Genomic DNA, 19,578 nt, shown 5'->3' with positions numbered 1-19,578 from the left:
CACCGATTCACACACTGTTTCAGTTCCGCACCCACATTTCCAGATAGGCACAGGATGACAAGGCGCTTCTTGCTTCGCGGCACCACCGCACTGGCCTGTGCCACCTTCGCCGCCGGCTCCCTCCTCTCCCCCGCACTTGCCTCCCCGCCCCTAAGCACGACGGCGGCCCAACAGTTTTCGTTGCGCCCGTTTAGTCCCAAGGTGCCCACCCAGGATGACATTGCCCGGGCCAAGGAATCCGAGTCCGCCACCGCGGCCGTTTCGGCCCAGCTGGACCAGGCCATCAGCGACGCGAAGCAGCGCATGGACGCCTCCGTCGTCGCCTCCATGGGCGCCAACGATGCCTACACGAACGCCATGGTGCTGAGGGACAGGCGCGTGGCCGAGGCGGATGCCTCACAGGCACGCGCGGATGAGGCAACAGCGGCGTACGGCAAGGCCAAGACCCAGCTGGGCCAGCTTGCGGGCAGCCTGTACAAGAACGGCGGGCTGGACCTCAGCGTCCAGACCTTCCTGGCCAGCGACGACGCCGACGACGCCATCTACCAGGCCTCCACCCTCATGGTCCTGGGCACCAACCGGGCCCAAACCTTCAACACGGCGGAAGCCGCTGCCGCAACGTCAACGGCACTGGCAGACCAGGCTGCCGAGGCACGCAAGGCTGCGGACGCCGCCATTGCCGCCGCACAGGCGTCCCTCACGACGGCCGAGCAGGCAGCCCGGGCGCAGGCCGCCGTGGTTGCCGACGCTTCTGCACAGCGCCAACTCACGCTCGAGCGCCTGGCCACCCTCCACGACACCACTGTGGAATTGGAAGGCGCCCGCGTGGACGAACTGGAACGCAAGGCCCAGGCGGAGGCATTGGCCCGGCAGATTGCAGAATCCGCGCAGGCCCCCGAACCTGTCAGGCCGCTCGGCACGGACGTGAGCCCACTGGCCCAAACCCCTGCCGCTGCCAATCCGGAACCCGCGAAGCTGCCCAAGCCCCAGCCCGCGAAACCGGCCCCGGCGATTCCCGCCCCTGCACCCAAGCCGGCCCCGGTCCCAGCACCGGCACCGGCACCTGCACCTGTACCAGCACCAGCTCCCGCGCCAGCGCCAACCACGCCGCCGGCACCCGCTCCGGCACCCAAGCCCACCCCGCCCCCTCCCGCACCCAAGCCGACACCACCGGTGGAGCCTCCGGCGCCGCCAGTTGCGCCGCCCTCGGACAATTCCATCAACGTCATGGTGAACTACGCGATGTCCAAGGTGGGCAGCCCATACCTGCTGGGCGGCACCGGCCCCACGGCGTTTGACTGCTCCGGGCTTGTCCAGCAGGCGTTCGCAGCAGCCGGACGCTGGGTGCCCCGCACTGGAACAGATCAGTTCTGGGCGGCGCCGGTGCGGGTCCCGATCTCCCAGATGCAGTACGGGGACCTGCTGGTGTTCAACGAGTCCGGCGGAGCATTCAGCCACATCGCGATCTACATCGGCAACAACCAGGTGGTCCAGGCTCTGAACCCGACCCAGCCGCTGGGCGTTACGGACCTGCAGTGGATGACGGGCATGAGCCTGTATCCGTACGCGGCCAGGTACTAGGCCCAAAATTCCATGCCCGTCGGCGGCCGACCCGCCTTGGGTGGGCAGGGCGCCGTCGAGCTCCACCACGCCTGCGCACGGTTAACCGGGAGCGGCGCGCAATGAAGACTCGCAAGCCGGGTTGGGCTGCCTGGCTGGTTCTTGTGGCATAAGCGTGCCGTTCTGCGCATAGTTTGGTGCCGGCATGACGCAGAACAGTGTTGTGCGTCAGGTCAACGCGGAACGCTGCGCAGAACAGTGCACTCTGTGCCGGGCTGCCAGCCCGACGGCGGCCGACCCGCCCTGGGTGGGCCGGCCGCCGTCGAGCTCCACCACGCCTGCGCACGGTTAACCGGGAACGGCGCGCAATGAAAAATCGCAAGCCGAGTTGGGCTGCCTGGCTGGTTCTTGTGGCATAAGCGTGCCGTTCTGCGCATAGTTTGGTGCCGGCATGACGCAGAACAGTGTTGTGCGTCAGGTCAACGCGGAACGCTGCGCAGAACAGTGCACTCTGTGCCGGGCTGCCATGGCCTGCAGCGGCCAGCCCGCCCTGGGTGGGCCGGGCGCCGTCGAGCCAAGCAGCGGTTCGGCCTCCGCAAGTGGGGGGCCTCCAGGCGTCAGGCCTTCAGCAGCGGGCCAAATGCGGAACGGTCGCCCTGGCGGGGGTCTTCCTTGTCTCGGACCACCAAGATGGGGCCCTTGGCGTGGTGCCGGACGCCGTCGGTGGTGGAACCGAGCAGCATGCCGGCGAAGCCGCCGCGGCCGCGGGTGCCCATGACCAGCAGCTCGGACGTTTCACTGGCCTTGACCAGTGCATCCACGGCGGAGCCTTCCTGCAGGTCCAGGACGATCGGCAGATTGGGGAAGTGGTGCTGCAGCCACTTCTTGCCGGCGTCGAGCTGGACCTGGATCTCTTCAAACAATGCCTCCCGGTCCACGGGCGCGGGCATCCAGGCAAGTGAACCTGTGTACGGCTGGACCGCGCAGATGATGCGTAGCGTGCTGCCGTTGCGTTGGGCCTGTTCTGCGGCTAGCAGCACCGCATACCGGGCCTGGTCCGAACCGTCCACGCCGACCGTGACGACCTTTTCAATGACGGGCCTGGCGTCCCCGGCCTCCAGTTCCTCGCCAAACCGCGGCGCGCAGCTGAGCGGGACGGTGACGGTGGGGCATTTTGCGTGGGCCGGCAGCGCCGTGCTGACGCTGCCCAGCAGCCGGCCCATGAAGCCGCCCCGGCCGCGCGAACCAAACACCAGCAGTTCGGCGCTCTCGCTGAGGTCCAGCAGCACCCCGGCGGCATCGCCGTTTTCAACGCGGGCGTCCATTTGGACGTTCAGGTGCGCCACCTTGGCGGCCGACTCGCGGAGCACCGCCTCGGCGCCCTGGCGAATGACGTCGTCGTCCACGGTGGCGTAACCGCCGTCGAGCCCGGACGCGGCAAATATGGGCACCGTGTAGGCGGTGACCAGGTGCAGGGGCACGTTGCGCTTCTTGGCCTCGCGGGCGGCCCAGATCAGGGCGCAGTGGCTTTGCTCGGAGCCGTCGATGCCGACCACAATGCCTGTTGGGTTGGGGGAGAATTCGGGCGTGGGTGCCGACGTAGTGTCGTCTTGGCTGCTCATGCTGCGCCTCCTGGCTCTGGTTTGCCGGATGGGCCAAACGCCGTGGCGCCTCCCCTTCGCGGCCTGTACTTGTGACTATTGCCGCTTCAGCAGGTGGCGTCAAGTTGCCCCGCGCTGCAGCGGAAAAGTCACGTAACCTAACTTTTCACACTTGACTCCGGGGATGTGCCATTCTTGGGTTAGGAACTACTTACTGGACAGTAACTTGAAGGTGGGCGCAATGATGACGTTGCTTGGACCGGAACTGGCTGCAGGGATGAACAACGGGCGCGCGCCCGCGGACGTCTGGCCTGCGGCGGACGCTGCCTGCGCGGACCTGCCCGGCCCCGTGGCCGTCCTGGACCTCAAGGCGCTTTCCTTCAACGCCGGCTCGCTGCTGCGCCGGGCCGGAGGCAGGCCCATCCGCGTGGCCAGCAAGTCCATCCGCAGCAGGGAAGTGCTCCGCGCCGTGCTGAAGCAGCCCGGCTTCGCCGGCATCCTCGGCTTCACCCTCCCCGAGGCGCTCTGGCTGGCGGCCGACCCCAGCGGCGACTTCACCGACATCGTGGTGGCGTACCCGACGGCCGACGCTGGCGCACTGCGCGAGCTGGCCGCAAGCGAGACCGCATGCGCCCGCATCACGCTCATGGTGGACTCCGCCGAGCAGCTGGAATGGATGGCCGCGGCCCTCGCCGGCACCACCCCCGCCGCACCCATCCGCCTGTGCGTGGACCTGGATGCCTCGTGGCGCCCCGCCGTCCGCGGGCGCGCCCTGGGCCACATCGGCGTGTACCGCTCGCCCATCCGCGACGGATCCGCCGCCGTGGGGCTGGCACTGGCCATGGCCGGGTTCAAGAAGTCCGGAACGGCCCTCTTCACCCTCGTCGGCATGATGGCCTACGAGGCCCAGGTGGCCGGGCTGCAGGACAGCCCGCACGGCTCCCTTAAGGTGGCCGACCTGGCAAAGGGCGCCGTCCTCCAACAGATGCAACGCACCTCGATGGCCGAAATCACCCGCCGCCGCACGAACGTGGTGGCGGCCGTGCGCAACGTGGCGGACCTTGAATTCGTCAACGGCGGCGGAACCGGGTCCCTGGAACTGACCGCGGCGGACCCTTCCGTGACGGAGCTCGCCGCCGGTTCCGGACTGTTCGGCCCCACCCTTTTTGACGGCTATACGCGCTTCACCCCGGCCCACGCCGTTGGCTTCGCCGTTCCCGTGGTCCGCCGTCCGGACCCCGACATTGTGACCGTGCTGGGTGCCGGCTGGATCGCTTCGGGCCCGTCCGGCGCGGACCGCTCCCCCGTCCCCGTGCACCCGCCCGGGCTCTCGCTGATCGGCACGGAGGGTGCCGGCGAGGTGCAGACCCCGCTGCGCGGCGCCGCGGCCGCCTCCCTGCGAATAGGGGACAAGGTGTGGTTCCGGCATGCCAAGTCGGGGGAAATTTGTGAACACGTGGAAGCGCTGGAGATGATCGACGGCGGCCAAAGGGTGGGCGCGGCACCCACCTACCGAGGCGAAGGGAAAGCGTTCATATGAGTGAGTGGCGCAATTGGGCCGGGGACCAGCGGTGCCGGCCGGCCGCCGTCGAACAACCAAGCACGGTGGCGGAGATATCCGCCTTGGCCGCCGCGGCGGCAGCCTCCGGCGGCACACTCAAGGCGGTGGGCGCCGGGCACAGCTTCACGGACATCGCACTGACCAGCGGCGTGCAGCTGCGCCTGGACGGGATCAGCGGGCTGCTCCACGTGGACCGGGAAAAGAAGCAGGCGACCTTGGCCGGCGGCACGCGGCTGCATGAGATTCCCGCACTGCTGGCGCCGTACGGGCTGGCCATGGAAAACCTGGGCGACATCGACCGGCAGTCGATTTCCGGCGCCGTGTCCACGGGCACGCATGGGACGGGCAGGGCGTTTGGCGGCATCGCCACGCAGATCCGGGCATTGACGCTCGTGACCGGCACGGGCGAGGTGCTGCGCTGCTCGGAGACAGAGAACGCCGAGGTCTTTGCCGTGGCGCGTGTGGGACTGGGCGCCCTGGGCATCATTGTCGAGGTGACGCTGCAGTGCGTGGACGCGTTCATGCTGCACGCCGTGGAACGCCCGGAACCGCTGGCCGGCGTGCTGGAAAACTTCGCCGAGCGGCAGTCCGCCGTGGACCATTTTGAGTTTTACTGGTTCCCGCACAGCGAGACCGCCCTGACCAAGACCAACACTCGGCACGCCCCCGGGAGTCTGCCTGCGGGGGTGCGGCCGCTGTCCAGGCGCGCGCACCTGGTGGATGACGTGCTGGTGTCAAACACCTTGTTCTCGGCCCTGTGCAACGTCACGGGGAAGTTCCCGGATGTGATCCCGCGGGTCAACCGGCTCGCCTCCAGGTTGACCGGCAACAGGGAGTTTGGCGACGCCTCGCACAATGTGTTTGCCACGACCCGCACCGTGCGCTTCCGCGAGATGGAATACGCCATCCCGCTGGACCAGGTGCCCAATGCGCTGCGGGACCTGGACACCATGATCAAGCGCCGCGGATTCCAGATTTCCTTCCCCGTTGAGGTGCGCAGTGCGGCGGCGGACAACATTGTCCTGTCCACGGCAAACAACCGCGAAAGCGGCTACATTGCCATCCACCAGCACGTGAAAACCGACCCTTTTGCGTACTTCCGTGCGGCGGAGGAGATCTTCCGCAGCTACGACGGAAGGCCGCATTGGGGCAAGTGGCATTTCCTCCAATCAAAGGACTTTCGCGGGCTCTACCCAGACCTGGAAAAGTTCTGTAAGGTTCGAGATGGCCTCGATCCCAAGCGCGTGTTCAAGAACACGTATTTGGAGCGGGTCCTGCCCTAAGCCCGCACCGTTGCGGCGTTTCAACCCAAGGCAAAGCCATGCTCCCGGCTGTGCCACCACCACCAGTTCTCCCACCGTTCGAGGAGGCTTTTGCCATGAGTGTTGTGCCATCCACCGCGCCTGACCGGGGTGCCGCCCCGCCGGAGGCGGAAATGACCACCACCATAGTGATCGGTTCCGGGTTCTCCGCCCTGGCCGTTGCGGCGGAGTTGAACAGGCAGGGTGTCAAGGCCATCGTGGTGGATGGGGCGTGCAGCTTGAAGCAGCCCTCCCCCATCCAGCCGACAACTGGCGGGATCAGCCTTGAAGAGCTGAGCGAGCGCAGCGAGATTGTGCGGCTGCTGGAGCACTACGCCCGCCGCCACGAGCTGGACATCCGCCCGGACACCCAGGCCTTGGACCTGACCCGCATTGCCAGTTCCAGCAGCCGCCAGTGGCGCGTCCACACCGCGGAGGGCACACTCAACGCCCACAGCGTCGTCTTCACCCGCGGCGCCCTGAGCCAGCTGCGCAAGGTCCTGCACGGCGTTGGGGTCACCGGCGAGCTGCGCAGCAGCATGCACGCCTTGGGCCTGTACCTGGTGGGTGTGGGAAATCTTGAGATCCCCACCACGCACGAGATCCTGCACCAGGCCAAGCGTGCCGGCCAGTCCATCGCCGCCCGTGTCGCCGCGCGGGACGTGGGGTTCGCCGCAGCCTAGGCATGCCGCGCGCCGTTGACTGGCGTGGAAGCATGAAAAACTCCCCGAAGGCATCGGCCCGAATTCATCGGTCCAACGTTCGGGGAGCCGGTCACTCTTGTGGCCATCTCTGCCGGGTCACGGGCGGGACCGCCGTCCTGCCGTGGGGCATGGGGAAGCGGCCGGCTACTCGTCCCTGCCCAGGCGGCGGCGGGCCACAATGACCATGGCGATGACAACGCCCACAAGGACAACAAACAAGCCGATGACGCTCCACGGCACGGAACTTTCATCCTTGACCTGCTCCAGCGGCTTCTCCGGCACCGGCTTCACCGAGACCATGGGGCCAGCACCAACAACCTGGCCGGTGCCGGCCGCCGTGGCCGTGAACGTGAATTCGCCTTCGATCGGGTGTGAGTCGGAGGAGACCAGCCGCCACTTCACCGTGTACTCGCCGGCAGGGGCGCCGGGCTTGATTGCCTGCGTGGCGGTCTGGTCCAGGACGTCCACCGGGCCCGTGGCCCAGTTGGTGCCTGAGCCGTCAACCACCTGGATCTCCGAGCCGATGGTGGCCGGGGTATTGGACATCGTGACGGTCACCTGCTCCGGAACCGTGTCAACGGTCTCGCCGTCCGACGGCGCCGTCCCCGTGACTGCATCGTGGGCGGAGGCTGCCGTGACGGAGCCGAAAAGCATCAGCAGCAGGACCAATACCCCGGCCAGGATCCGTACGGCCGGAAATTTTGATGTCATGTTCGTCTCACGGGGGAGGCAGTTTTCGGGCGAAATCACGGCTGGAATTCCTTTGTTCGGTCAAGGGGCGGCACCTTACGCTATCCCAGAATAATGGGAGAATCCCGAACAGACCGGGTACCCGGGCGGGCCGCGGCACCGGGCCGGGTGCCGCCGTCGTTCTTCACAAAGGGGACAATACCCAGCTTGGACATGTATGCTCCGCGGCGAAATTACCGGCTAGTATTTCCTCGAATACCTTAAACTCCATTCCACTTTGCCCGGAGGGCTCTCATATGGCTGTCAAAACGGATGTCAGGCTCTCAGCGGTCGACAAATACTTCAAGGTCACCGAGCGCGGCTCGAATTATTCGCGGGAGATCCGCGGTGGTTTCGCCACGTTCTTCGCGATGAGCTACATCGTGGTGCTGAACCCGCTGATCCTGGGTGGCGCAGACTCCTCCGGCGAGGTGCTGGGGCTGGAGCGCGTTGCCGCCGTCACCGCATTCGTGGCCGGCATCCTGACCATCATCATGGGCGCGTGGGCCAAGCACCCCTTCGCCATGGCCACGGGGCTGGGCGTCAACGCGTTTGTGGCCGTCACCGTTGCGACAAACCCGGGCCTGACCTGGCCTGACGTCATGGGCCTGGTGGTCCTTTCCGGCATCACCATGTTCATCCTGGTCCTCACCGGCTTCCGCACCGCCGTGTTCAAGGCCGTGCCGGAGGGCCTGAAGACGGCCATCGTGGTGGGCATCGGCATGTTCATCGCACTCATCGGCCTGGTCAACGCCGGCTTCGTGCGCCGCATCCCCGATGTCGCCGGCACCACTGTTCCCGTGGGTCTGGGCTTCGACGGCAAGCTCATGGGCTGGCCCACTCTGGTGTTCGTGGTGGGCCTGGTCCTGACGATCGGCCTGGTGGTCCGCAAGGTCAAGGGCGCCATCCTGATCGGCATCATCGTCTCCACCGTCCTGGCGAACATCCTGGAAATGACGCTGCACATCGGCCCGTCCTTCGACGGCGTGAACAGCAACCCGCAGGGCTGGTCGCTGGTTTCCCCGCAGCTGTCCGAGTGGTCCATGCCCGACCTGTCCCTCATTGGCCAGGTCAGCATCTTTGGCGCCTTCGGCAAGCTGGGCGCACTGGCCGCCATCCTGCTGGCGTTTGTGATCCTGCTGAGCATCTTCTTCGACGCCATGGGCACCATGGTGGGCCTGGCCTCCGAGGCCGGATCCATGCGCGAGGACGGAACCATCCCCGACGTGGACAAGGTCCTGCTGGTTGACGCGTTCGGCGCAATCGCCGGCGGCGGCGCTTCCACTTCCTCCAACCAGATCTACGTTGAGTCCGGTGCGGGCATCGGCGAGGGCGCCCGCACGGGCCTGGCCTCGATCGTCACCGGTGTGCTCCTGCTGCTGGCCATGTTCGTCACCCCGCTAATCAAGCTGGTCCCCTTCGAGGCAGTGGCCCCGGCCCTGGTGGTTGTGGGCTTCATGATGGTCTCCCAGGTGGGAAAGATCGACTGGTCCGACTGGGGCATCGGCATCCCGGCCTTCCTGACGTTCACGCTCATGCCGTTCACGTACTCGATCGCCAACGGCCTCGGCGCGGGCTTCATCGCGTTCGTGCTGATCCGCCTGTTCCAGGGCCGCGCCAAGGAAGTACACCCGCTCATGTGGGCTGTCGCCGCGGCGTTCCTGCTCTTCTTCGGCATCGGCACTGTTGAGGCGCTCTTCGGCATCCAGTAGCCTCCCGCCTCCACGCCCCCGGGGCTGCGTCGAGAGTACAGAAGATGCGCATGTTCAACATGGACATGCGCATTTTCTGTACTCTCGGCGCAACGCGCAGTGTCTGTCATGGGAGACGGCCGCGCCAGCGGGGCGCTGGAGTTCGTGCGCCGGGTGCGCTTGGCTGGAACCATGGACTACACTTCCCTCGCCGTTGACACCCCCGCGCAACCCTGGACCGGGAGGGACGACGGCGGTTCACCCGCCCACCGCCGCTGGTGGCAGGCCGTGTCAGCCTCAGTGGCAACGCCCGCCTTGTCAGACGCGACCCTGCCGGGCCCTGCAGCATTGCTCGGCTTCTGCTCCGATGCCGGTGTGGCCCGCAACATGGGACGCACAGGCGCCGCCGACGGACCGGCCGCCATCCGCGCCGCACTTGGTTCGCTCGCCTTCCACGGGACCCGAACCGTGGTGGACGCCGGAGACATCGTGGTCGCCGGGGACGCACTGGAAGACGGCCAGGCCCGCGCCGGGGCCGCCCTTGCCGCCTTGCTCGACGCCGGACACCTCACGTTTGTCCTGGGAGGCGGCCACGAAACCGCCTACGCCAGTTACCTGGGTGTGGCGGGCACGGCGGCCGTGGCCAACGGCGCCCGGCTGGGCGTGCTGAACCTGGACGCCCATTTTGACCTGCGCGAGGCCCCGTCGCCCAGCTCGGGCACGCCGTTTCTCCAGATGGCCCGGGCGGAAGCCGCCGCAGGGCGAGAACTGAACTACGCCGTCGTGGGCATCAGCGAGCCGAACAACACGCGCGCCCTCTTCGACACGGCCCACGAGCTGGATGTGAAGTATCTGCTGGACGAGGACTGCTCGGCGGGGCGCACGGACGGATTCGTGGCATCGTTCCTGGAGACCGTGGACATTGTGTACCTGACGATCGACCTCGACGTCATGCCTGCCGCGACAGCCCCTGGCGTGAGCGCCCCCGCTGCCTACGGTGTGCCGCTGCCGGTTATCGCCGCGCTCTGCCGCCAGGTCGCGGCGAGCGGCAAGCTCTTCCACTGTGACGTGGCCGAACTGAACCCGGCCTTTGACATCGACAGCCGCACGGCCAAGGTGGCCGCGCGGCTGGTCGACACCCTCCTGCGCTAGCTTGCGGACGGCTCTACGTCAGTGGACTCCGGCGGCGACTTCGTCGTCCAGGTCGTGCCCGCCCTGGAACTGCGTCATGTACAGGTCGTAGTAGGCACCGCGGCGTTCCAGGAGTTCTTCGTGGTTGCCGTGTTCGACGATGTCCCCGTCCTCCATGACGAGGATGGTGTGTGCATCGCGGATGGTGGAGAGCCGGTGCGCGATCACGAACGAGGTCCTGTCCGTGCGCAGCGCAGCCATGGCGTGCTGGACGAGCAGCTCGGTGCGGGTGTCCACGGAGGAGGTGGCCTCGTCCAGGATCAGCAGCGACGGCTGGGCGATGAACGCCCGGGCAATTGTGAGCAGCTGTCGTTCGCCGGCGGAGACGGTGCCGCCGTCGGCGTCGATTACGGTGTCGTAGCCGTTGGGCAGCTGGCGCACGAAACGGTCCACCATGGTGGCCTCTGCTGCGGCGACGATCTCCTCGTCGGTGGCGTCGAGGCGGCCGTAGCGGATGTTCTCCCGGATGGTGCCCTCAAAGAGCCATGCATCCTGGAGCACCATGCCAACCTGGGCACGCACCTGCTCGCGGGACAGCTCGCGGGTGTCGACACCGTCGAGCAGGATCCGCCCGCCGGTGATCTCGTAGAAGCGCATGACGAGGTTGACCAGCGTGGTCTTGCCGGCGCCTGTGGGCCCAACAATCGCCACTGTCTCCCCAGGCTGCACCGTGAAGGAGACATCGCGGATGAGCGGCGTGTCCTCCGAGTAGCTGAACGAGACGTTTTCAAACTGCACGTGGCCGTCGGTATGCTCGGGCAGCAGTTCGGAGTCCTCCTCCTCAGGCTGTTCGTCGGCATCGAGAATCTCAAAGGTCCGCTCGGCCGAGGCCACGCCGGACTGGATCATGTTGGCAATGCCCGCCATTTCCCCGATGGGCTGGGAGAACTCGCGCGAGTACTGGATGAACGCCGTGGCATCGCCCAGCGTCATGCCGCCTGTGGCCACGCGCAGCCCACCGACGACGGCGACCAGCACGTAGGAGAGGTAGGAGACGAACTGCATGGCCGGCATGATCATGCCGGAAACGAACTGAGCGCCGAAGGAGGCCTTGTACATCTGCTCGTTGCGGTCGTCGAACTCGGCCAGCATTTCCTCGTCGCGGCCGTAGGCACGGACCAGTTCGAGGCCGGAGAAGGTCTCTTCGATGTGGCCGTTCAGCGTGCCGGTGTGCTTCCACTGCGCCGCGAAGAGCTTCTGGGAGCGCGTGCCGATCACGCCGGCGATGATGGCGGACAGCGGCAGCGCAATCAGCGCGATGAGCGCCAGCTGCCAGGAGACGATGAACATCATGACGCCGATTCCGATCACCGTCAGTGCGGACTGCACCAACTGTGAGAACGCCTGCTGCAGCGCCGCCTGGATGTTGTCGACGTCGTTCGTCACCCGGGACATCAAGTCGCCGCGCTGGCGGGTGTCGAAGTAGCCAAGGGGAAGCCGGTTGAGTTTGCGTTGCACGTCTTCGCGCAGGCGGAACACCACGCGCATGACGAGGGCGTTGAGCAGGTAGCCCTGCAGCCACATCAGGGTGGATGCCACCATGTACAGGGCCAGCACGAAGATGATGTAACGGCTGAGCTGGACAAAGTCGATCCCGGCACCGGGCACCAGGTTGGTCTTGGCGAGCATGTCCGCCATCTGGTTGTTTCCGTCGGCCCGCAGGCCGTCAATGATTGTCGCCAGCGGAACGCCGGCCGGCAGCTGCGCACCGATCACGCCGTTGAAGATGACGTCCATGGCCTTGCCCAGGATCTTCGGGGCGATCACGGTCAGCACCACCGAGGCCGCCACGAGGGCGATCACCACGGAGAACATGACGCGTTCGGGGCGCAGCAGCCCCACGAGCCGCTTCACCGACGGCCAGAAGTGCTCGGCCTTCTTGGCCGGGGTGCCACCAAACATGTCACCGTCGGCCTCGCTGGGCTTGTACTCCGGGACCAGTTCCTCTTCCATGGCGTCGATCTCCGGCGCCTGGTTTTGCGTCTTGGGGGAATTCCCCTGCTTGTCCTTGCGCGCCATCACGCTGCTCCTTCAATGCTCAGCTGTGATTCAACAATTTCGCGGTACGTATCGTTGCCCTCGAGCAGTTCGTCGTGGGTGCCGGTGCCGACGATCTCGCCGTCGTCCAGCACGATGATGTGGTCCGCCTCCCGGATGGTGGAGATGCGCTGGGCCACGATGATGACCGTGGCTCCTTCCGTGGCACCGTGGAGGGACTCGCGCAGCCTCTGGTCGGTGGCCACGTCCAGGGCTGAGAAGGAATCGTCAAACAGGTAGATCCTGGGACGGGCTGCGAGCGCCCGGGCGATGCACAGCCGCTGCCGCTGCCCGCCGGAGACGTTGGTGCCGCCTTGTGCGATGGGCGAGGCCAGCTGCTTGGGTTTCTCCTCCACGAAGTCCTTGGCCTGGGCCACGCGCAGCGCCTCCCACAGGTCTTCGTCGTCCGCGTCGGGACGGCCGAACTTCAGGTTGGAGGCCACGGTGCCGGAGAACAGGTACGGCTTCTGCGGCACGAGGCCCACGAGCCCCGCCATCTGGGTGCGGCTGAGTTCGCTGACGTCCACGCCGCCAATGCGCACGGAGCCGTCCTGCGGGTCAAACAACCGGGGTATGAGGTTCAGCAGCGTGGACTTGCCGGACCCGGTGGAGCCGACAATCGCCGTCGTCCGCCCGGCCTCAGCCGTGAAGGTGACGTTGTTGAGCACGGGGCGCTCTGCACCCGGGTAGCCAAAGGAGACCGAGGAGAATTCGACGGCGTGTCCCGCCGGCAGCTCCCGGGCTGCGGGAACGGCGAGGCTCGGCTCGGCTGAAAGGACGTCGTCGAGACGCTCGGCGGAGATGGCGGCTCGGGGGATCATCATGACCATGAAGACGCCCATCATGACCGCAACCAGGATCTGCAGGAGGTACTGCAGGAAGGCGGTGAGCGAACCCACCTGCATGGAGCCGGCGTCGACCCGCTGCCCGCCAAACCACAGCACGGCGGCGGTGGCCAGGTGCAGGATCATCATGATCATGGGGAACATCAGCACGAACAGGTTGCCCACACGCACGGAGACGCGGGTCAGGTTCAGGTTGGCGTCGCGGTAGCGCTCGGCCTCAAACTTTTCGCGCACGAAGGCGCGGATGACGCGGATGCCGGTGATCTGCTCGCGCAGCACGCCGTTGACGGTGTCGATCCGGTCCTGCATTTCACGGAACAGCGGCAGCAGCTTCACCACGAGGAAGCCGACCACGATGAACAGCAGCGGCACGGACACCCACACCAGCCATGACAGGCCCACGTCTTCACGCAGGGCCATGACGATGCCGCCAATGCACATGATGGGCGTGGAAACCATGAAGTTCAGGGCCATGAGCACCAGCATCTGCACCTGCTGGACGTCGTTGGTGTTGCGTGTGATCAGCGTGGCGGTGCCGAAGCGGCTCACATCCAGGGCGCCGAGCGCGTTGACCCGGTAGTACACCTCGCGGCGCAGGTCGCGGCCGATGGCCATGGCCGTGCGGGCGCCAAAGTAGATGCCGCCGATCGCAGCGGCCACCTGTATGAAGCAGACGATGATCATGGTGACACCCGTTGACCAGATGAAGTCGGTGTCGCCCTTGGAGATGCCCTGGTCGATGATCTGGGCGTTGAGGCTGGGCAGGTAGAGTGCGGCGATGGTGGAGATCAGCTGCAGCACGAGCACTGCGGCGACCCACATCCAATACGGTTTGGCGTGGCGAATGGCCAGGCTGAGGAGTTTCACGAAGGGATCCCATTCGAATATACGTTTGAATTTCGGGGTACCAACATTAAACACCGGGGCACTGACATGCACAAGTGATTTTTTACGGCTCCGCGACGGGACCTCCCCTGCCTAGTTCGGCGCATTCCCATTGCTTCCCAACGCCGCTCCCAACGCCCAGGCTGGCTGCTGCATTTGGTTGCCCACGAGGCTGCGCCCGGCAGTGCCCACCCACAATTACGGCATCCACGAAACCATGGCCTACAGCTCCGCCGCCTGTTCAGGCTCGCAGATGCGCCCGGTGCCTGCCACCACGATTGCGCGCGGCCTTCCACTGAAACGCCGTGGCAGCCTGATAATCCACGGCCCCTTTCGGGGTGACCGGGTCCCGCAATGGGCCTCCGGGCCCCGGCAGGTGTCAGTTCAGCGGGCCGGTCGCCTTTTCTGCGGCCGCACGCACGGCGCCGGAGCCCACCAGGCGGTCGGCTTCCTCGAGTTCCGGGGAGAGGAACCGGTCGCTGCCGGGCCCCTGCACCGTCTCACGAAGCAGCTCAAGCACGGCGGCGCCGGCCGGGCCGGGGACCAGTTCGCCGTCGGACATGGAAGTGCGCATGTCAATGGCGCGGGCGGCCGTGACCAACTCAATGGCGAGCACGCGACGCAGATTTTCCACGGAGCGGCGCAGCTTGCGGGCCGCGTGCCAGCCCATGGACACGTGGTCCTCCTGCATGGCGGAACTGGGGATGGAATCGACGGAGGCGGGGACGGCCAGGCGCTTGGAGTCCGAGACCAGGCCGGCCTGCGTGTACTGGGCGATCATGAGGCCGGAGTCCACGCCGGGGTCGCCGGCTAGGAAGGCGGGCAGGCCGTGGGAGCGGGCGGGGTCAAGCATCCTGTCGGTGCGGCGCTCGGCAATCGAGGCGACATCCGCGGAAACGATCGCGAGGAAGTCCAGCACGTAGGCCACCGGGGCGCCGTGGAAGTTGCCATTGGAGGAGACGCGGCCGTCGGGCAGGATCACGGGGTTGTCGATCGCGGCGGCGAGCTCCCGGGTGGCCACGATGAGTGCGTGGTCCACGGTGTCGCGGGCGGCGCCGGCAACCTGCGGGGCGCAGCGCAGCGAGTAGGCGTCCTGAACTCGGTTGTCCCCGATGCGGTGCGAGGCCACGATGGGCGAGTTGGCGAGCACGCGCAGCATGTTGTCGGCACTGAGCGCCTGGCCGGGGTGCGGACGCAGCTCCATGTGCAGCTCGGGCAGGAACACCTGGTCGGTGCCCAGCAGGCCCTCGACGCTCAATGCGGCGGTGATGTCCGCCGTCGTCAGCAGCATGCGCAGGTCGGCGATCGCCATGAGCAGCATGCCCAGCATGCCGTCGGTGCCGTTGACGAGCGCCAGGCCCTCCTTCTCGGCCAGCTCAACCGGGGTGATGCCTGCCTCGGCGAGGAGTTCGGCGACGGGGCGCTCGCCCCTGCCGCCGAAGTGCGTGCCGTCGGGGCCAACGGCTTCCCCTTCTCCCATGAGCACCAGGGCGCAGTGCGAGAGCGGTGCCAGGTCGCCGGAGCAGCCCAGCGAGCCGAATTCGCGGACCACGGGAGTGATGCCGGCGTTGAGCACGTCCACCATGGTTTGCAGCACCACGGGCCGCACGCCGGTCCGCCCGCTGGCGAGGGTCTTGGCGCGCAGGAACATCAGCGCGCGCACCACCTCGCGCTCCACGGCCGGGCCCATGCCGGCGGAGTGGCTGCGGATGAGCGACTTCTGCAGCTGCGTGCGCATGTCCTCATGGATGTGGCGGTTGGCCAGCGCGCCGAATCCCGTGGAGATGCCGTACGCCGGGGTGTCCGAGTGTGCCAGCTTTTCAATGTGCTCCCTGACGCGTTCGACGCCGGCGAGCGCCTCCGCGCCAACCACCACCCTTGCGTTGTGGCGGGCCACGGCGATGACGTCCCCGGGTGTGGTGCCGGAAGAGGAGAGCGTGACTTCTCGGGTGGGGGTGGCTGAGAAAACGGCGGCGGTCATGGCGGATCCTTTGTGTGCAGTGGCCTTGCACCCCACTATTCCGCTAAAGGGCACGGAAGTCTGCGCCTTTCCGGCGGGCCTGTCCGGGATTCCGGACACGGCAAGGCACGACGGCGGCCGGCCCACCTTGGTGGGCCGGCCGCCGTCGCATGCTCCCAGGACGGGCAGGCAGCCGAACTACCGCTGCACAGCCTTCAGTGCACCCGGTGTCAGCGCGGCAAGTGCCGGCAGGGAGTCCCCGTTGAAGTCGAACAACGTCAGGTTGTCGTTCGGGTTGCCTTCACCGGGCATCCAGCCAACACCGGGCACCCATTCAGGCTCCCAGCACATGAACCCCAGGCCGTGGCCGTTGGGCACCTTGGCGAACACCTCGCGCAGGGCCGCGAAGTAGGCCAGCTGGCCTGCCGGCGTGGGCGGCCAGGTGGCGGCCTGCGGCAGCTCGGAGATGAGGTCCAGGATGTTCTCCAGGCCGTCGCCGTTCTCCAGCGTCCACGGGTAGGCCGTCTCCACCACGATGATGTCCTTGCCGTACCGCGTGGCCAGGTCTGTGAGGTTGTGCTCAAGGTCCTCCAGGGTGCCGTGCCAGAACGGGTAGTAGGACTGGCCGATCACGTCGAAGTCCAACCCTGCGGCCAGTACCTTGTCAAAGAACCAGCGTGAGCCGCCGTTGTCGCCGCCGCGGTCAATGTGCACCATGGTCCGCGGCTTGGGGCCCATAACCCTGGCCGAGCGGACGCCCGCCAGTCCGGCACCGAGCAGCGTGGTGAATCCGGGCCAGTTCTGGTCGGCCGAGCCGTCGTACAGCCGGCCCAGCGGCCAGAGCATGCCGGAGGTGATTTCATTGCCCACCTGCACCATGTCAACATGCGCGCCCGCGTTGGAGAGCGTCTCCACGGCATCCCGCGTGTACTGCTCAACCGTGCCGGCCAGCTGCGCGAGGTCCTGCCCGGCCCACGCCGCCGGCGTGCTCTGGTGCGCCGGATCGGCCCAGAAGTCGGAGTAGTGCAGGTCCAGCAGCACCTTCATCCCCGTCTTCTTGGCCCGCAGCGCCAGCTCCGTGGCGGTCTCCAGCGTGCTGTACCCGGCCGGCGGGTTGACCCACACGCGGATCCGCATCCAGTTGGCGCCGGCCTGGTGAAAGATCTTCTCCACCGGTGCCGTGCGCCCCTTGTGCCGCCACGTCACTCCGGCAGCCTCGAGCTGGGGCGTGAACGACATGTCGACCCCGCGCACCGCGGGACCGCTCACGCCGGGGGCAGCGTTTGCTGCTGCGGCCCCCAAAAGCATGGCGCCGGGAACCGAGACGGCCGCGGCCAGCGCAGTGCGGCGGGACAGGAATGAGACTTCATTGTTCATGTGATTCCTTTTCTTACTGTTCGTGCAGGACCCTGATGCCGCCGGCCGGGACCACAACGGTCGCCGCGATCTCCTCGCCGGTCAGCAAATCCGTTCCCCGGCCGTTGAACGGCGCGTCAACGTCGGCGTGGTTGATGAGGAAGGTGAAGTTCTCCCCGGCGTTGGAGCGGGTGACGACCTCCAGCCCGTCCGGCAGCCCGTCCACCGGTTCCAGCCCTGCGCCGCGCACGACGTCGGACAGCAGCTTGGCAAGGTCGCCGCCTTCCAGCTTGGTGGCCACATACCAGACCGCACCGGCACCGAGGCGGTTGCGGGTCAGTGCCGGGCCGCCGGCGGCGGGACCGCCGGCAAACGAGGCAAGCACCTGCGCCGTTCCGGCATGGATTTCCTCCGACCAGACGGTGCCGGAGGTGCCGTTGTCCAGCGCCGCCGGCTGGTCCAGGCGCAGCGGCAGGAACTCGTGGATTTCCAGGCCAAGGATGTCCCGCAGCGCGCCGGGGTAGGCGCCTGACGGGACGGAGTCATTGGCGTCCACGATCCCGGAGAAGTAGGAGACCAGGAGGTGTCCGCCCCCTTCCACGTAGCTGCGCAGGTTCGCTTCCGCCGCGGCCCCCACCATGTAGAGGCTTGGCGCGATCACGAGGTCGTACTGCGAGAGGTCCTGGGCAGGGTGGGCAAAGTCCACCGTGACACCCTGCTTCCACAATTCCGAATAGAAGGCCTCGATGCGTTCGCGGTGGTCGAGGTCGTCGCTGGGCCGCCATTCCAGGTCCATCGCCCAGAAGGACTCGACGTCCCACAGCAGCGCCACCCTGGCCTTGACGGTGGAGCCGCGCACCACCGACAGCGTGTCGAGGGATTCGCCCAGGGCCACCACCTCGCGCCAGATGCGGGAGTTCCGGCCGGCCTGGGGCAGCATCGTGGAGTGGAACTTTTCGGCCCCGTAGCGTGCGGCCCGGAACTGGAAGAACATGATGGCGTCCGCGCCGCGTGCCACGTGTGCGGTGCTGTTGCGGGCCATTTCCCCGGCGCGCTTGGCGATGTTGCGCCCCTGCCAGTTGACGGCACTGGTGGAATGCTCCATGAGTATCCACGGGCGGTTTCCGGCAAAGGAACGGGTCAGGTCGGCGTCCATGGAGAGCAGGATGTGGTTGTCCTCCCGCTGCGCCACAAGGTAGTGGTCGTTGGAGACGATGTCCACCTCCCTGCTCCACGCCCAGTAGTCCGCCGAGAGGCAGTTCGTGGACATGAAGTTGGTGGTGATGGGGATGTCCGGGGTGTGGGCCCGCAGCACATTGCGCTCGGCAATGAAGCACTGCAGCAGCGCATCGGAGGTGAAGCGCCGGAAGTCCAGGCGCTGTGTTTGGTTGGTGACGCTGGCCGAGGTCCGCGGGGCGTCGATTTCATCCCACTGCCCGTAGCGCTGGCCCCAGAAGGTGGTGCCCCAGGCCTCGTTGAGGTCATCCAGGGTGCCATAGCGTTTCTGCAGCCAGATGCGGAAGGCCTCCACCGAGGCGTCGTCGTAGGATTCGCTGACGGGGGCGCCGTATTCGTTGTGGACGTGCCACATGACAAGGGCCGGGTGGCTGCCGTACCGGACGGCGAGCTGCTCAGCAATGGCGGTGGCCGCCCGCCGGTATTCCGGCGAGCTGGGGCTGGCCATTCCCCGTGAGCCGCCGCCAAGGCGGACGCCGTCTCGGGTCACGGGAAGTGCCTGGGGGTATTTTTTCCAGAACCAGGCGGGCGGGGCAGCCGTGGGCGTGCCCAGGTCGACGCCAATGCCCGCGCCGCCCAGCAGGTCCATCAGCTCATCGAGCCAGCCGAACTCGTAGCGGTCCTCGGACGGTTCGAGCAGCACCCAGGAGAAGATGCCAATGCTGACCAGGTTGATCCCGGCCTCCTGCATCAGCGAGATGTCTTCGACCCAGGTCTCCCTGCTCCACTGCTCCGGGTTGTAGTCACCGCCGTAGCGGATCTTGCCCGGACCGGAAGGCCAGGGTGCCGGGGCTGCCGCCGGGGCCGCAGAGGGCTCCTGAAGGTGGCGGCTGAGAACGTCTGTCATGAAAGTGGCTCCTTTGAACTGTGTGCGCTCCCAGTAGTATCACAGAGGAATATCTCAGATGTCCACAGCAATTG

The 19,578-nt window shown here is 66.9% G+C and carries 13 protein-coding genes; 6 read left to right on the top strand and 7 right to left on the bottom strand.

What is annotated here, in order from left to right; genetic code table 11:
* Positions 1-54 precede the first annotated feature (54 nt).
* Entirely contained in the window at positions 55-1,581 is a 1,527-nt protein-coding gene (locus JOF48_RS08725) for a C40 family peptidase (protein WP_209679698.1), read from the top strand.
* Positions 1,582-2,177: 596 nt separating this feature from the next.
* On the opposite strand, the gene JOF48_RS08720 is transcribed toward JOF48_RS08725, so the two are convergent.
* Positions 2,178-3,182 (bottom strand): universal stress protein, encoded by a 1,005-nt coding sequence (locus JOF48_RS08720; protein ID WP_209679696.1) that lies wholly within the window; start codon positions 3,180-3,182, stop codon positions 2,178-2,180.
* A 220-nt stretch (positions 3,183-3,402) separates the two neighbouring features.
* On the opposite strand from JOF48_RS08720, the gene JOF48_RS08715 reads away from it, so the two are divergent.
* The 3 genes from JOF48_RS08715 to JOF48_RS08705 all read left to right on the top strand — a co-directional run bounded on the left by JOF48_RS08715 (position 3,403) and on the right by JOF48_RS08705 (position 6,706).
* The gene (locus JOF48_RS08715) at positions 3,403-4,701 is read left to right on the top strand and encodes a type III PLP-dependent enzyme domain-containing protein (RefSeq protein WP_209679693.1); all 1,299 of its coding nucleotides are present in this window, start codon (positions 3,403-3,405) and stop codon (positions 4,699-4,701) included.
* Positions 4,698-6,005 carry a D-arabinono-1,4-lactone oxidase gene (locus tag JOF48_RS08710; RefSeq protein WP_209679690.1) on the top strand — a complete coding sequence of 436 codons (1,308 nt, stop codon included), beginning with the start codon at positions 4,698-4,700 and terminating at the stop codon, positions 6,003-6,005. The genes JOF48_RS08715 and JOF48_RS08710 overlap by 4 nt, the downstream gene beginning before the upstream one ends.
* Before the next feature lie 95 nt (positions 6,006-6,100).
* Positions 6,101-6,706 (top strand): NAD(P)/FAD-dependent oxidoreductase, encoded by a 606-nt coding sequence (locus JOF48_RS08705; RefSeq protein ID WP_209679688.1) that lies wholly within the window; start codon positions 6,101-6,103, stop codon positions 6,704-6,706.
* 165 nt (positions 6,707-6,871) lie between these two features.
* Here the strand turns inward: JOF48_RS08705 and JOF48_RS08700 are convergent, their stop codons facing one another.
* Positions 6,872-7,438: a copper resistance CopC family protein gene (locus tag JOF48_RS08700; protein WP_209679685.1), complete on the bottom strand. Its 567-nt coding sequence runs from the start codon at positions 7,436-7,438 to the stop codon at positions 6,872-6,874.
* Positions 7,439-7,713: 275 nt separating this feature from the next.
* Here JOF48_RS08700 and JOF48_RS08695 point away from each other — a divergent pair, with 275 nt between their 5' ends.
* Together JOF48_RS08695 and hutG are read left to right on the top strand one after the other, a co-directional pair.
* Positions 7,714-9,168: an NCS2 family permease gene (locus tag JOF48_RS08695; RefSeq protein ID WP_209679682.1), complete on the top strand. Its 1,455-nt coding sequence runs from the start codon at positions 7,714-7,716 to the stop codon at positions 9,166-9,168.
* 171 nt (positions 9,169-9,339) lie between these two features.
* The gene (hutG, locus tag JOF48_RS08690) at positions 9,340-10,299 is read left to right on the top strand and encodes a formimidoylglutamase (RefSeq protein ID WP_209684348.1); all 960 of its coding nucleotides are present in this window, start codon (positions 9,340-9,342) and stop codon (positions 10,297-10,299) included.
* A gap of 18 nt (positions 10,300-10,317) precedes the next feature.
* On the opposite strand, the gene JOF48_RS08685 is transcribed toward hutG, so the two are convergent.
* From JOF48_RS08685 to JOF48_RS08665, 5 genes are all read right to left on the bottom strand, one after another.
* A complete protein-coding gene (locus JOF48_RS08685) occupies positions 10,318-12,357 on the bottom strand; it encodes an ABC transporter ATP-binding protein (protein ID WP_209679680.1) in 2,040 nt (679 codons plus the stop codon).
* Positions 12,357-14,087, bottom strand: coding sequence for an ABC transporter ATP-binding protein (locus JOF48_RS08680; protein ID WP_209679677.1), 1,731 nt, complete (start codon positions 14,085-14,087; stop codon positions 12,357-12,359). Before JOF48_RS08680 ends, JOF48_RS08685 begins: the two co-directional genes overlap by 1 nt.
* Before the next feature lie 397 nt (positions 14,088-14,484).
* Positions 14,485-16,086: a histidine ammonia-lyase gene (hutH, locus tag JOF48_RS08675; RefSeq protein ID WP_209679674.1), complete on the bottom strand. Its 1,602-nt coding sequence runs from the start codon at positions 16,084-16,086 to the stop codon at positions 14,485-14,487.
* A gap of 177 nt (positions 16,087-16,263) precedes the next feature.
* On the bottom strand, positions 16,264-17,442 hold the full coding sequence (locus JOF48_RS08670) for a glycoside hydrolase family 53 protein (RefSeq protein WP_209679672.1): 1,179 nt from the start codon (positions 17,440-17,442) through the stop codon (positions 16,264-16,266).
* A gap of 13 nt (positions 17,443-17,455) precedes the next feature.
* The gene (locus JOF48_RS08665) at positions 17,456-19,504 is read right to left on the bottom strand and encodes a beta-galactosidase (RefSeq protein WP_209679669.1); all 2,049 of its coding nucleotides are present in this window, start codon (positions 19,502-19,504) and stop codon (positions 17,456-17,458) included.
* Positions 19,505-19,578 lie beyond the last annotated feature (74 nt).

It is taken from the genome of Arthrobacter stackebrandtii, from assembly GCF_017876675.1.
GTDB classification, from domain to species: Bacteria; Actinomycetota; Actinomycetes; order Actinomycetales; family Micrococcaceae; genus Specibacter; species Specibacter stackebrandtii.
Note: the sequence above shows the minus strand (reverse complement) of the source record. Positions and strands in the feature narration are given on the sequence as shown.

Excerpts from the sequence above, each read along its gene's own strand:
- JOF48_RS08695 (WP_209679682.1), top strand. The coding sequence starts at position 7,714 with ATGGCTGTCAAAACGGATGTCAGGCTCTCAGCGGTCGACAAATACTTC.
- JOF48_RS08665 (WP_209679669.1), bottom strand. The coding sequence starts at position 19,504 with ATGACAGACGTTCTCAGCCGCCACCTTCAGGAGCCCTCTGCGGCCCCG.
- hutH (WP_209679674.1), bottom strand. The coding sequence starts at position 16,086 with ATGACCGCCGCCGTTTTCTCAGCCACCCCCACCCGAGAAGTCACGCTC.
- JOF48_RS08705 (WP_209679688.1), top strand. The coding sequence starts at position 6,101 with ATGAGTGTTGTGCCATCCACCGCGCCTGACCGGGGTGCCGCCCCGCCG.
- JOF48_RS08710 (WP_209679690.1), top strand. The coding sequence starts at position 4,698 with ATGAGTGAGTGGCGCAATTGGGCCGGGGACCAGCGGTGCCGGCCGGCC.
- JOF48_RS08715 (WP_209679693.1), top strand. The coding sequence starts at position 3,403 with ATGATGACGTTGCTTGGACCGGAACTGGCTGCAGGGATGAACAACGGG.
- JOF48_RS08725 (WP_209679698.1), top strand. The coding sequence starts at position 55 with ATGACAAGGCGCTTCTTGCTTCGCGGCACCACCGCACTGGCCTGTGCC.
- JOF48_RS08720 (WP_209679696.1), bottom strand. The coding sequence starts at position 3,182 with ATGAGCAGCCAAGACGACACTACGTCGGCACCCACGCCCGAATTCTCC.
- JOF48_RS08670 (WP_209679672.1), bottom strand. The coding sequence starts at position 17,442 with ATGAACAATGAAGTCTCATTCCTGTCCCGCCGCACTGCGCTGGCCGCG.
- JOF48_RS08700 (WP_209679685.1), bottom strand. The coding sequence starts at position 7,438 with ATGACATCAAAATTTCCGGCCGTACGGATCCTGGCCGGGGTATTGGTC.
- hutG (WP_209684348.1), top strand. The coding sequence starts at position 9,340 with ATGGACTACACTTCCCTCGCCGTTGACACCCCCGCGCAACCCTGGACC.
- JOF48_RS08685 (WP_209679680.1), bottom strand. The coding sequence starts at position 12,357 with ATGGCGCGCAAGGACAAGCAGGGGAATTCCCCCAAGACGCAAAACCAG.